The following is a 12446-nucleotide window of genomic DNA, read 5'->3' on the forward strand; positions in this document are numbered from 1 at the left end:
CCAGTTGGCGAGAGATATGTTCCCGAAGCATCGCCGCGTCAGTTCGCGGCCTTGCGATACAGCGCGACGTAGCCCGCGAGCATCAGCAGCAGCGACCCGCTGACGCGGTTCAGCCACTTCGCCCCCGCGGCCTTCCACACGCGCACCGAATGCGCGCCGAGCAGTGCGTAGCCGGTCATCCCGATAACGTCGATCGCGACGATCGTCGCCGCGAGGATCGCGTACTGCGGCGCGATCGCGTGCGACCGGTCGACGAACTGCGGCAGCAGCGCGGACATGAACAGGTAGTATTTTGGGTTGCTCATCGCGACGAAAAAGCTCTTCAGGAACGCGGTCCGGCGATCGGGCGTCGCACGATCGAGCGCCTGTGCAGCGGCGGAACCGCCGGATGACAGCAGCATCCGCACGCCGACATAGGCGAGCCACGCCGCACCGGCCAGCTTCAGCGTGACGAAGGCCGTTTCCGACGCGTCGAGCAGCATCCCGAGACCGCACCCGACCAGCGCAACGAGCACGACATCGGCCGTGACAGCGCCCAGCATGCCGACCATCGCGTGACGCAACCCGTACCGCGAACCGTTGCTCATCGCGAGCAACACCGTCGGTCCGGGCGTCGCGACGCCAACGGACAGGATCAGGGCAAAAGCGAGCAAGGCGGACAGCGACATGGCGGAGCGCTCCTGTTGAACGAAGGGCTGGAAAATGCAGGCGGACGGAGCATGATCGCATGATGGCGCGACCGCCCGCTCGACCGTTGTCTGGCGGGCCGCCGACCTCGCGCCCCGTCCGATTTGCATGGATCGTCGGACGGAGTGGCGGACTGCCCCCAGAGTTTGCTATACTCTCGGTCTTCCGGAGAGATGGATGAGTGGTTTAAGTCGCACGCCTGGAAAGCGTGTATAGGTTAATCGCCTATCGGGGGTTCGAATCCCCCTCTCTCCGCCAGAATTCAAAAATGCCCGCGCCAGCGGGCATTTTCGTTTCCGGAGAGAAGCCAGCCGACAGGTCGGCTGGCACGGGGGATTCGAAGGGATTCGCCTGCAAGCGAATCCGCGGCCCGCGCTCGTGTGGGCGCATCCCCCCGGACATCCGCAAAAACGGGCCGCTCGGCCCGTTTTCCATTTCTGCACGCTGAAGCGCCCGCCGATCGTCAGTGCGGCGACCATTGGCCGCGCCCCCGATGCGCGCTACGCAGACACGCTCGCCATCAGGCGCTTCACCTCGATTTCGTCATCAGGCATCAAGCGCGGGCGACGGCCAGGCAATTCAACGCGCTTCTCGTCGCCGCATTGCCTTTTTTCGACCAGACGACGCCCATTCAGTCCGCCATTCGAAATTGAATAACGATCGTAAATTCGCATCGCGGATTGTCGGCCACTCAAGTTCCTGGTATGTGACCGTTAAAATAACGTCCCGATAAACAATATGAACGCGTGTAGAGACCATGAAAAATAAGAAACTGCTGGTAATCGCCGGAATCGCAATAGCCGCGGGCGTGGCGTCCAGTTACGCGAGCCCGTATATCACCCTGTATCAGATGCGATCGGCCCTGGCCGACAACGATGCCGACTCGTTTTCTTCCTATGTCGATTTTCCATCGGTGCGAGAAAGCCTGCGTGCGCAACTCATAACCATGATGCAGGCGAAAATGGCGAATTCCCCCGAGATGAACGGCAATCCATTCGCCGATCTGGGAATGGTGATGGCGATGGGTTTCGTGAATCAGGCCATCGACACGATGGTTACGCCGGCGGGCGTCATGACCATGATGGCCCAGGGCGCAGCCAAGCCTGCACGCTCCAGCGTGCAGGCCTCCTCTCCCGAACCATCGGAAACGGCCCAACCGAGGTCCGACGGCGGCACCGCGCCGCAAACATCGAACAGCAAGCCGAAAGCCGACTATTCGGCCGGCTACAAGAACTGGTCGACCGTCACCGCAACTGCGCGAAAAGGAACGGACGACGAGGTGACATTCATCCTCAAGCGTGACGGCCTCTGGTCCTGGAAGCTGAGCGCAGTTAATCTGCCGATCGACAAATTCGGTTCAAACTGATCACCAGGAAGCGGCTCGGGCCGTGCGCAGCCGGCCCGCTTCCCTGCTTGATCTGAGCGTGCGGCGCACCGCAACTCCCGAACACCCCACGCTAAAGATGTGTATTCTCCTAACGATATCCAGGGTTTCATCACCGCGAGTCAGCTCCATGCGATTGAGTCCACGGTTCGCCATGATGGCTATTGCTGCGACGATGCTGTCAGCTTGCGCGACGGCATTTTCGCCCGCGTCGATCAGCACCACCATCGCGGTGACCGCTCCCCCGCCGCTCGAGAAATCCCTGCGAGACGGCGGCTCGTCGACCGACCTGTCGGTCATCGGTCAGCCCGCCTCCCCATTTCGCACGCTTCTTTCCGTTCGCGAATGCGCCGCCGGCAAATGCGCGGCGGGGATTGCCAAGCCGACGCTCGCCGTCACGGTCCAGCGCGTGTCGGAAGGACAGGCAGCGATACGCTTCTCGGTCAACGGAGAAATCGGCAGCAGCCAGACGCTGACATCGCAAACCGGGAACGCCACGTCGGAAGTGACCATGTCGATCCCGTCCGGCGCGACACCGATCAACGATCGATTTGCCGTCGATCGGGTCGCGACGATCAAGGTTGGCGAGTTCCGCCATGTGGCCTTGCCGCATGGCATCCGTGCCTATGTCTGCGTCGCCATCCCGAACGCGAAAGGCGTGACGGATGGAAGCTGTGATTTCAGCCGGGTGCAGACGACCAAGGGAGCCGAGCTCGGCATTTCAGCGCTCTGATCCGCGAGTCACGGCGCCAATACGGACGCGGCCCGGCATTTGAGCAATGCCGAACGACACTTGCGTCACGGATGCCGGATGTAATCCACCAGCGCCCGCGTATATTCATCCGGCTTTCGATCGCACAAACTCACCACGATCGCCACGGCGAAACCCGCCGGCACCCCGAACACCCCCGAGCTGATCGGCTCGATCCCGAACCACGTGCTCCCCGCAAACCCCGTCAGCTGCGTGAAGTACGGATAGGTCGACACGATGTAGTACACGCACACGGCGAGCCCGGTCACCATGCCGGCGATTGCGCCACGCGTCGTCGTGCGCTTCCAGAACACGCCGAGCACGAGCACCGGAAAAAAGCTCGAGGCCGCCAGCGAAAACGCGGCACCGACGAGAAACAGGATCTTCCCGGTATTGAGCGACGCGACATACGACGCGAACAGCGCGACGCCGAGCAGCAGCACCTTCGAGATCGTCACGCGCCGCTGGCTCGACGCGTCGGGCGCGACCATGCAGTAATAGACGTCGTGCGACAGCGCGTTCGCGATCGTCAGCAGCAGCCCGTCCGCGGTCGACAACGCCGCGGCCAGCGCACCGGCCGCGATCAGCCCCGACACGACATACGGCAGCCCGGCGATCTCCGGCGCGGCCAGCACGACCATGTCCGGCTGCATCTGGATTTCCGACCAGTGCACGATGCCGTCGCGAATCACTTCGACGACACTGATCAGGTCGGGCTCGAAGTGATGCCATTGCGTGACCCACGCCGGCAATTCGGCGAACGGCCGCCCGACGAGGTTCGCAAGGATCTCGTACTTGATCAGGACCGCGAGCACCGGCACGCTCAGGTAGAACAGCGCGATGAAGAACAACGTCCACCCGACCGAGCGCCGTGCGGACGCGACCGACGTGGTCGTGTTGTAGCGCGTCAGGATATGCGGCAGGCTCGCGGTGCCGAGCGACAGGCACAGCAGCAGTGCAAGGAAATTCCGCTCGCGCGGCTTGCGTTCGTCTTCGCTCGCGGCGGGAAACGGCTCGTGCATCGGCACGGGCGGCTCGGCACGGGCCAGCAGGTCGTCGCGCGCCTGCGTCCACGCGACGCGCGCCGCCGCCGGATCGCGCGGGAAGTCGGCCAGTTCCCGCTCGCGCAGGCTGATCTCGCGCAGCGGCCCGTTGTGACGCCGAAGGTCGGCCAGTTGGTCGGCGAGATGCCGCCGCGCGTCCGCATAGGATGCCGGCAGCCGGTCGAGGCGCGTCTGGATATCCGCGGCTTGCCGGCGGTACGCGTCGCGCACCCGCTGCTCGTCGAACGCATCGCGCACCTGCGCCTCGCGCGCCGCGACGCGCTCCATCAGTTTGCCGTAATTGAACTGCGGCACGGGGCCGAGCCCGTTCTTCATCGCGATCAGCGACACCGGAATCAGGATCGCGCTGATCAGGATGATGTACTGCGCGACCTGCGTCCACGTGACCGCGCGCATCCCGCCGAGAAACGAGCACACGAGGATGCCCGCGAGCCCGCAAAAAATCCCGATCGCGAAATCGACGCCGATGAAGCGCGTCGCGATCAGGCCGATCCCCTGGATCTGCGCGACCAGATACACGAACGAACACAGGATCGCCGCACCGGCCGCCAGCGCGCGCACGGCCGTGCTCGAAAAGCGCGTACCGAGGAAATCGGGAATCGTGTAGCGCGCGAGCTTGCGCACATACGGCGCGAGCAAGAACGCGACGAGGCAGAACCCGCCCGTCCAGCCCATCACGTAGGCGAGCGCATCGTAGCCGGTCGCGTAGAGCGATCCGGCCAGGCCGATGAACGATGCGGCCGACAGCCAGTCGGCCGCGGTCGCCATCCCGTTGAAGGCAGACGGCACGCGCCGCCCGGCCACGTAGTATTCGACGAGATCGGACGTGCGCGACAGCAGCCCGATCACCGCATATACGGCAATCGGCACGAACAGGAACACGTAGCCGATCCAGACGCCGGAGCCGGTGGCCCGCTCGATCCGCCACATCAGCAGCACGAACCCGAGAAACCCCAGCGTGTAGAGCGCGTAGGCGCGGATCAGTCGATGCGTCAGCATGGATCAGCGTCCACCGTTCGCGTGGCCGGCGTGTGCCGCATGATCGTCGTACGCACGGCGCAGCGTGCGGTCCGCGCGTTGCATCAGCCCGATGTAGACGACGATCAGCACGAGGTACACGAGAATCGCGCCCTGCGCGCCGACGTAGAACGGCAGGCTGAACCCGGCGAAACGGATCCCGGCGAGCGCGGGCCCGAAGAACGGCACGATGAACGATACGGCAAAGCCGATCACCATCAGCACCGCGATCAGCGCGACGTTGAAGCGCCAGTAGCGTGCGTGGGCGCGCGCGAGCGGCTCGGGAACGGGGGGCGGCGCGGCAGGCGCGGGACGGGTTGGAACGGTCATGCCGTTATGTAACAAAAAGCCCCTGCGCGGGCAATCGGGATTGCCGCGCAGGGGCTCGTGCGCGCGATGCGCAACCGGTACCGATCAGCGCACTTCGGCGAGCTGCTCGAGGATGGCCGGATTCTCGAGCGTGGACGTGTCCTGCGTGATCGCCTCGCCCTTCGCGAGCGAACGCAGCAGGCGCCGCATGATCTTGCCCGAGCGCGTCTTCGGCAGGTTGTCGCCGAAGCGGATGTCCTTCGGCTTCGCGATCGGCCCGATCTGCTTGCCGACCCAGTCACGCAGCGTCTTCGCCAGCGCTGCCGCTTCCTCGCCTTCCGGACGCGAACGCTTCAGCACCACGAACGCGACCACCGCCTCGCCCGTCGTATCGTCCGGACGGCCGACCACGGCTGCCTCGGCCACGAGTTCGTGCGAGACCAGCGCCGATTCGATTTCCATCGTGCCGAGGCGGTGGCCCGACACGTTCAGCACGTCGTCGATCCGGCCCATGATCGTGAAGTAGCCGGTGTCCTTGTCGCGCACGGTGCCGTCACCGGCCAGATACAGGCGCCCGCCGAGTTCCTCGGGGTAGTAGCTCTTCTTGAAGCGCTCCGGGTCGCCCCAGATCGTGCGGATCATCGCGGGCCACGGGCGCTTGACGACGAGGATGCCGCCCTGCCCGTTCGGCACGTCCTGACCGGTTTCGTCGACCACCGCGGCCATGATGCCCGGCAGCGGCAGCGTGCACGAACCGGGCACGGTCGGCGTCGCACCCGGCAGCGGCGTGATCATGTGGCCGCCCGTCTCGGTCTGCCACCACGTATCGACGATCGGGCAGCGTTCCTGGCCGACATGCTTGTGATACCACATCCACGCTTCCGGATTGATCGGCTCGCCGACGGTGCCGATGATGCGCAGGCTCGACAGGTCGTAGCTTTTCGGATGGACCTTGTCGTCGGCCTCGGCCGCCTTGATCAGCGAGCGGATCGCGGTCGGCGCGGTGTAGAACACGGTGACCTTGTGGTCGCCGATCATCTTCCAGAAACGCCCGGCGTCCGGATAGGTCGGCACGCCTTCGAACACGACCTGCGTGCCGCCGCAGGCGAGCGGGCCGTACGTGATGTACGTGTGGCCGGTGACCCAGCCGATGTCGGCCGTGCACCAGAACACGTCGGTGGGCTTCCAGTCGAAGGTCCACTTCATCGTCTGCGCGGCCCACAGCAGGTAGCCGCCCGTGCTGTGCTGCACACCCTTCGGCTTGCCGGTCGAACCCGACGTATACAGGATGAACAGCGGGTGCTCGGCGCCGACCCATTCCGGCTCGCACTGGTCGGATTCGCCGGCCGTCAGTTCGTGCATCCACAGGTCGCGCCCGGCGTGCCAGTCGATCTTGCCGCCGGTGCGGCGATAGACGATCACGCTCTTCACGGCCTCGCAGCCGCCCAGCGCGATCGCTTCGTCCGCGATGCTCTTCAGCGGCAGCGTCTTGCCGCCGCGCGCCTGCTCGTCGGCCGTGACGAGCGCCGTCGCGCCGACGTCGACGAGCCGCTCGTTCAGCGACTTCGCGGAGAAGCCGCCGAACACGACCGAGTGCGTCGCGCCGATGCGCGCGCACGCCTGCATCGCGACGATGCCTTCGATCGACATCGGGATATAGATGACGACGCGGTCGCCCTTGCCGATCCCGCGCTTCTTCAGTGCATTCGCGAACCGCGATACGCGTGCGAGGAGATCCGCATAGGTGACGCGCGTGACGGTGCCGTCGTCGGCTTCGAAGATCACCGCGACGCGCTCGCCGTTGCCGGCTTCGACGTGACGGTCGAGGCAGTTGTACGACGCATTCAGCTCGCCGTCGTCGAACCACTTGTAGAACGGCGCGTTGGACTCGTCGAGCACTTTCGTGAACGGCTTGTGCCACGCCAGACCCTCGCGCGCGAGCCGCGCCCAGAATCCTTCGTAATCGTTTTCGGCTTCGGCGGCGAGCGCACGATAGGCCGGCATGCCGGAAATGGTCGCCGCCTGTTCGAGCGCCGCGGGCGGCGCAAACTGACGGGTTTCGTGAAGAACCGATTCAATCGCAGACATCGACTACCCCTTGGTGAACATGAATCCTCTGCATGGCGGCGCGATCGTGCGCGCCGCGCGTCTTGGCCGGCGCAAGCGCGCCGCTGTCTCCTACCCACCACCCGCGCACGGCCCGAAGGCCGCTGCGCGATGCTGCGCCGCACCACGTCACACGATGGCGACCGGGCGACCCGACAGTTTCCACGATAAGCGCTCGAACTTACCCGTCACTTACGCGGCACGGCCGTTTCGCCCTTCGGGCGGCGCCCGCGTGCAGCTTTACGCTGTAACGAGCGCGACCCTACAATCCTAACTGAACTCGCCTTCCGGATTCCAGCTTGAATCGCTACGCTTTCTTTCTCGTGCTGTCGATGCTGTTCGTCGGCAGCAATGTCGGTATCGGTAAATCGATCGTCGTCTTCGTTCCCGTCGCCATCCTCGCCACGCTGCGCTTCGTGATCGCGATCGCCGTGCTGTGGCCGCTGTTCAGTCCGGTGAAAATGCGCACGGTCAAGCGCGGCGAATGGCTGAACCTGTTCCTGCAGGCGTTCTTCGGCACCTTCATGTTCACGCTGCTGATGCTGAACGGCGTGCAGCGCACGAGCGCGGTCGCGGCCGGCGTGATCACCAGCACGATCCCGGCGATCGTCGCGTTGTTCGCGTGGCTGATCCTGCGTGAAAAACCGAACGGTCGGGCGCTGGTATCGATCGCACTCGCGATCGCCGGCGTCGTGACGATCAACCTCGCGAACGGCAGCGCGGCCGGGCACGGCACGTCGTCGCTCACCGGCAACCTGCTGATCCTCGGCGCGGTGTGCTGCGAATCGATCTACGTGATCCTGTCGCGCCGCCTCACGCAGACGCTCGCGCCGATCGACATCTGCGCGTACACGCACCTGTTCGGCCTGTGCCTGATGCTGCCGCTCGGCGCGACGGCCATGTGGCATTTCGATTACGCGAGCGTGCCGGCCGGCACCTGGGCGCTCGTCGTCTGGTATGGCCTGTCGGCCAGCATCTTCTCGTTCTGGCTGTGGATGAAAGGCATCCGGCACGTGCCGGGCAGCCTCGCCGGCGTGTTCAGCGCGGTGCTGCCGGTCGCGGCCGCCGCGTATGGCATCGCGTTCCTCGGCGAGCGCCCGACGCTCGCCCACGGCATCGCGCTCGCGTGCGTCGTCACCGGCATCGTGCTCGCCAGCCTGCGCGTGAAACGCGTGCCGGCCGCCGCCTCCTGATCCGTCCCCGGCAGCGCCGGCGCGTCACTGCAGTCGCGCCGGCCGACGCGTTACAATAGCGCGCCTTTTCAAGATTACCCCCGATACCTGCGCATCGCGCCCGACTGTCCACCATGTCTGCCCCGCATTCGCCCGGCCGCCCCGCGCGTCGCCCGCTTCGCCCGCTTCCCGCGCTGATTTTCATGAGCCGCTGGCTCCAGGTTCCGCTCTACCTCGGCCTGATCGTTGCGCAAGCCGTCTACGTGTTCCTGTTCCTGAAGGAAGTCTGGCACCTGCTGTCGCATGCGACGAGCCTCGACGAAATCAGCGTGATGCTCGCGGTGCTCGGCCTGATCGACGTGGTGATGATCTCGAACCTGCTGATCATGGTGATCGTCGGCGGTTACGAGACGTTCGTGTCGCGCCTCGGCATCGAGGGGCACCCCGACGAGCCCGAGTGGCTCGACCACGTGAACGCGGGCGTGCTGAAGGTCAAGCTGTCGATGGCGCTGATCAGCATTTCGTCGATCCACCTGCTGAAGACCTTCATCAACCCCGACCAGCACACGATGCACGCGATCATGTGGCAGGTGATCATCCACGTGTCGTTCCTGGTGTCGGCGCTCGTGATGGCGTGGGTCGACCGCCTGACGACGCACACGCACCCGGCCCATTTCCACGAGCCGCACGCCCACGGCGCGCACGCGCCCGCGGCGAACGAGCCCCGCAAGCCGGCCGACGCAGCCGTCAACGCATAAACGCATTCCCCACTGTCCCCACAGAGTCTCAGCCATGACCGTCATCAAACAGGAAGACCTGATCCAGAGCATCGCGGATTCGCTGCAGTACATCAGCTACTACCATCCGCTCGACTACATCCAGGCCCTCGGCCGCGCGTACGAGCTGGAAGAAAGCCCGGCCGCGAAGGATGCGATCGCGCAGATCCTCACGAACAGCCGCATGTGCGCGGAAGGCCGCCGCCCGATCTGCCAGGACACCGGCATCGTCACGATCTTCGTGAAGGTCGGCATGGATGTGCGCTGGGACGGCGCGACGATGGGCCTCACCGACATGATCAACGAAGGCGTGCGCCGTGGTTACACGCACCCGGACAACGTGCTGCGCGCGTCGATCGTCAATCCGCCGGAAGGCGCCCGCAAGAACACGAAGGACAACACGCCGGCCGTGATCCACTACGAGATCGTGCCGGGCGACAAGGTCGACGTGCAGGTCGCGGCGAAGGGCGGCGGCTCGGAGAACAAGTCGAAGTTCGTGATGCTGAACCCGTCCGACTCGATCGTCGACTGGGTGCTGAAGACGGTCCCGACGATGGGCGCGGGCTGGTGCCCGCCCGGCATGCTGGGGATCGGCATCGGCGGCACCGCCGAAAAGGCGATGCTGATGGCGAAGGAATCGCTGATGGAGCCGATCGACATCCAGGAAATCATCGCGCGCGGCCCGAAGGACTGGGTCGAGGAACTGCGCGTCGAGCTGCACGAGAAGGTCAACGCGCTCGGCATCGGCGCCCAGGGCCTCGGCGGCCTGGCAACGGTGCTCGACGTGAAGATCATGGCCGCACCGACGCACGCGGCATCGAAGCCGGTCGCGCTGATCCCGAACTGCGCGGCGACGCGCCATGCGCACTTCGTGCTCGACGGCTCGGGCCCGGCCAAGCTTGAAGCGCCGTCGCTCGACGCGTGGCCGAAGGTCAACTGGGAACCGAACACGGAAACCAGCAAGCGCGTCGACCTGAACACGCTGACGCCGGAAGAAGTCGCGAGCTGGACGCCGGGCCAGACGCTGCTGCTGTCGGGCAAGATGCTCACCGGCCGCGACGCGGCGCACAAGCGCATCGCCGACATGCTCGCGAAGGGCGAGAAGCTGCCGGTCGACTTCACGAACCGCGTGATCTACTACGTCGGCCCGGTCGATCCGGTCCGCGACGAAGTGGTCGGCCCGGCAGGCCCGACGACGGCCACGCGCATGGACAAGTTCACCGAGACGATGCTCGCGCAAACCGGCCTGATCTCGATGGTCGGCAAGGCCGAGCGCGGCCCGGTCGCGATCGACGCGATCAAGAAGCACAAGGCGGCCTACCTGATGGCCGTCGGCGGCGCGGCTTACCTCGTGTCGAAGGCGATCCGCGGTGCGAAGGTGCTCGCGTTCGAAGACCTCGGCATGGAAGCGATCTACGAGTTCGACGTACAGGACATGCCGGTGACGGTTGCCGTCGATTCGTCGGGCACGTCGGTGCACCAGACCGGTCCGAAGGAGTGGCAAGCGAAGATCGGCAAGATCCCGGTCGCAACCGCTTAAGCGCGATCGAACGAAAGGCCGGACGCGAGTCCGGCCTTTTTACTTCTCATTCTCATTATTGTGCGTGGCCGGATATTCGAGGCTGATTCTCATTACACGCAAAAGGCAGGCCCGGCAAGGCTTCGAGGCTTGGCTTTTCTCGTTCGAGCGATTATCGTTCGGTTTCTGAAGCCCCACTGAACAAGGAACAAGCCATGCAAGGCGACAAGAAAGTCATCGAATATCTGAACGCCCAGTTGAAGAATGAACTCACGGCGATCAACCAGTACTTCCTGCATGCGCGCATGTACAAGCACTGGGGCCTCGAGAAGCTCGGCAAGCACGAGTACGACGAGTCGATCGGCGAAATGAAGCACGCCGACTGGCTGATCGAGCGCGTCTTCATGCTCGACGGCCTGCCGAACCTGCAGGATCTGCACAAGCTGCTCGTCGGCGAGGAAACCGAAGAGATCCTGAAGTGCGACCTGAAGCTCGAACAGATCTCGCAGTCCACCTGCAAGGAAGCGATCGCCTACTGCGAATCGGTGCGTGACTACGTGTCGCGCGAGATCTTCGAAAAGATCCTCGACGACACCGAAGAGCACATCGACTGGCTGGAAACGCAGATCGACCTGATCGGCAAGGTCGGCCTGCAGAACTACCAGCAAACGATGATGGGGTCGCCGGAGTAAACTCGCTCCACGCTTCCCGTTACCGCCCCCAGCCCGTTCATGTCGACACCTTCCGTTATTCCTGCGACGGCCACGACCGTCGCCCCCATCGGCATCTTCGATTCAGGGCTGGGCGGCCTGTCGGTGCTGCGCGCCGTGCGCGCGCAGCTGCCCGACGAATCGTTCATCTACGTCGCCGATTCGCACCATGCGCCGTATGGTCCGCGCGACGAGGCGTTCATTACGGAACGCACGCTGGCAATCGGCGAGTGGCTGGCACGCGAAGGGGCGAAAGCGCTCGTCATTGCGTGCAACACGGCGACCGCACGTGCGATCGCCACGGTCCGCGAACATCTGTCGATGCCGCTCGTCGGCGTCGAGCCGGGCATCAAGCCGGCCGCCGCCGTGTCCGCGAGCGGCGTCGCGGGCGTCCTGGCCACGCAGTCGACGCTGAACAGCCCGCGCTTCCAGGCGCTGCTCGACCGCTACGGCGCCGGCCGTCGCTTCATCTGCCAGCCCGGCCACGGGCTCGTCGAAGCCATCGAGCGCGGCGATACGAATTCGCCCGCGTTGCGCGCATTGCTCGACAGCTACCTGCAACCGATGCTCGACGACGGCGCCGATACGCTGGTACTCGGCTGCACGCATTACCCGTTCTTCACCGAAACGATTCGTGACCTTGTGGGCGACCGCCTGACGCTCGTCGACACCAGCGATGCGATCGCGCGCCAGCTCGTGCGGGTGCTCGACGAACGCAACCTGCGCGCACCGGCCGGCACGCGCGCAGCATCGCCCCGCTTCTGCTCGACCAGCGACGGCCGCCAGTTGCAGGTGCTGGCCTCGACGCTGCTCGGCCTCGCCGCACCGGTCGAATCCGTCACCATTTCCTCGCCGAACGCGCGCGCCTGCGCGACCGCCTGATACCGGCCGGCACGCCCTCTTCCGCGTGCCGCTCCCCCCTTCCGACGTTTCAAGGGTCCGATGCCCTTA

12 protein-coding genes and 1 tRNA gene are annotated in these 12446 nt (G+C 65.1%); 8 read left to right on the forward strand and 5 right to left on the reverse strand.

Annotated features, from left to right (window positions below; genetic code table 11):
- Positions 1–38: 38 nt before the first annotated feature.
- Positions 39–668, reverse strand: coding sequence for a LysE family translocator (locus CFB47_RS12850; RefSeq protein ID WP_089461312.1), 630 nt, complete (start codon positions 666–668; stop codon positions 39–41).
- Between the two features lie 186 nt (positions 669–854).
- Between CFB47_RS12850 and CFB47_RS12855 the strand changes: the two genes are divergently transcribed.
- Positions 855–945 (forward strand) — tRNA-Ser (locus CFB47_RS12855).
- A gap of 242 nt (positions 946–1187) precedes the next feature.
- Here the strand turns inward: CFB47_RS12855 and CFB47_RS41170 are convergent.
- Positions 1188–1361, reverse strand: coding sequence for a hypothetical protein (locus CFB47_RS41170; RefSeq protein WP_179250006.1), 174 nt, complete (start codon positions 1359–1361; stop codon positions 1188–1190).
- Between the two features lie 83 nt (positions 1362–1444).
- Here CFB47_RS41170 and CFB47_RS12860 point away from each other — a divergent pair, with 83 nt between their 5' ends.
- The gene (locus tag CFB47_RS12860) at positions 1445–2053 is read left to right on the forward strand and encodes a DUF2939 domain-containing protein (RefSeq protein WP_089461313.1); all 609 of its coding nucleotides are present in this window, start codon (positions 1445–1447) and stop codon (positions 2051–2053) included.
- Between the two features lie 148 nt (positions 2054–2201).
- Entirely contained in the window at positions 2202–2804 is a 603-nt protein-coding gene (locus CFB47_RS12865; protein ID WP_089461314.1) for a hypothetical protein, read from the forward strand.
- Between the two features lie 65 nt (positions 2805–2869).
- Here the strand turns inward: CFB47_RS12865 and CFB47_RS12870 are convergent, their stop codons facing one another.
- The 3 genes from CFB47_RS12870 to acs form a co-directional block, all read right to left on the reverse strand.
- The gene (locus CFB47_RS12870; protein WP_089456526.1) at positions 2870–4885 is read right to left on the reverse strand and encodes a sodium:solute symporter family protein; all 2016 of its coding nucleotides are present in this window, start codon (positions 4883–4885) and stop codon (positions 2870–2872) included.
- Positions 4886–4888: 3 nt separating this feature from the next.
- Positions 4889–5233, reverse strand: coding sequence for a DUF4212 domain-containing protein (locus CFB47_RS12875; RefSeq protein WP_089456527.1), 345 nt, complete (start codon positions 5231–5233; stop codon positions 4889–4891).
- A gap of 84 nt (positions 5234–5317) precedes the next feature.
- Complete coding sequence (gene acs, locus CFB47_RS12880) at positions 5318–7300, reverse strand: acetate--CoA ligase (RefSeq protein ID WP_089440622.1); 1983 nt, start codon at positions 7298–7300, stop codon at positions 5318–5320.
- 317 nt (positions 7301–7617) lie between these two features.
- On the opposite strand from acs, the gene CFB47_RS12890 reads away from it, so the two are divergent.
- The 5 genes from CFB47_RS12890 to murI all read left to right on the forward strand — a co-directional run bounded on the left by CFB47_RS12890 (position 7618) and on the right by murI (position 12377).
- Positions 7618–8511, forward strand: coding sequence for a DMT family transporter (locus CFB47_RS12890; protein WP_071333524.1), 894 nt, complete (start codon positions 7618–7620; stop codon positions 8509–8511).
- Between the two features lie 113 nt (positions 8512–8624).
- The gene (locus CFB47_RS12895) at positions 8625–9248 is read left to right on the forward strand and encodes a TIGR00645 family protein (protein ID WP_039370107.1); all 624 of its coding nucleotides are present in this window, start codon (positions 8625–8627) and stop codon (positions 9246–9248) included.
- A 34-nt stretch (positions 9249–9282) separates the two neighbouring features.
- Positions 9283–10806 (forward strand): fumarate hydratase, encoded by a 1524-nt coding sequence (locus CFB47_RS12900; protein ID WP_089440623.1) that lies wholly within the window; start codon positions 9283–9285, stop codon positions 10804–10806.
- Between the two features lie 194 nt (positions 10807–11000).
- Positions 11001–11477, forward strand: coding sequence for a bacterioferritin (gene bfr / locus CFB47_RS12905; RefSeq protein ID WP_011352652.1), 477 nt, complete (start codon positions 11001–11003; stop codon positions 11475–11477).
- A 39-nt stretch (positions 11478–11516) separates the two neighbouring features.
- The gene (gene murI / locus CFB47_RS12910) at positions 11517–12377 is read left to right on the forward strand and encodes a glutamate racemase (protein ID WP_089461315.1); all 861 of its coding nucleotides are present in this window, start codon (positions 11517–11519) and stop codon (positions 12375–12377) included.
- Positions 12378–12446: the final 69 nt, after the last annotated feature.

It is taken from the genome of Burkholderia sp. AU27893 (assembly GCF_002223205.1).
Classification (GTDB): domain Bacteria; phylum Pseudomonadota; class Gammaproteobacteria; order Burkholderiales; family Burkholderiaceae; genus Burkholderia.

Excerpts from the sequence above, each read along its gene's own strand:
- CFB47_RS12875 (WP_089456527.1), bottom strand. The coding sequence starts at position 5,233 with ATGACCGTTCCAACCCGTCCCGCGCCTGCCGCGCCGCCCCCCGTTCCC.
- acs (WP_089440622.1), bottom strand. The coding sequence starts at position 7,300 with ATGTCTGCGATTGAATCGGTTCTTCACGAAACCCGTCAGTTTGCGCCG.
- CFB47_RS12900 (WP_089440623.1), top strand. The coding sequence starts at position 9,283 with ATGACCGTCATCAAACAGGAAGACCTGATCCAGAGCATCGCGGATTCG.
- CFB47_RS12850 (WP_089461312.1), bottom strand. The coding sequence starts at position 668 with ATGTCGCTGTCCGCCTTGCTCGCTTTTGCCCTGATCCTGTCCGTTGGC.
- bfr (WP_011352652.1), top strand. The coding sequence starts at position 11,001 with ATGCAAGGCGACAAGAAAGTCATCGAATATCTGAACGCCCAGTTGAAG.
- CFB47_RS12870 (WP_089456526.1), bottom strand. The coding sequence starts at position 4,885 with ATGCTGACGCATCGACTGATCCGCGCCTACGCGCTCTACACGCTGGGG.
- murI (WP_089461315.1), top strand. The coding sequence starts at position 11,517 with ATGTCGACACCTTCCGTTATTCCTGCGACGGCCACGACCGTCGCCCCC.
- CFB47_RS12860 (WP_089461313.1), top strand. The coding sequence starts at position 1,445 with ATGAAAAATAAGAAACTGCTGGTAATCGCCGGAATCGCAATAGCCGCG.
- CFB47_RS41170 (WP_179250006.1), bottom strand. The coding sequence starts at position 1,361 with ATGCGAATTTACGATCGTTATTCAATTTCGAATGGCGGACTGAATGGG.
- CFB47_RS12895 (WP_039370107.1), top strand. The coding sequence starts at position 8,625 with ATGTCTGCCCCGCATTCGCCCGGCCGCCCCGCGCGTCGCCCGCTTCGC.
- CFB47_RS12865 (WP_089461314.1), top strand. The coding sequence starts at position 2,202 with ATGCGATTGAGTCCACGGTTCGCCATGATGGCTATTGCTGCGACGATG.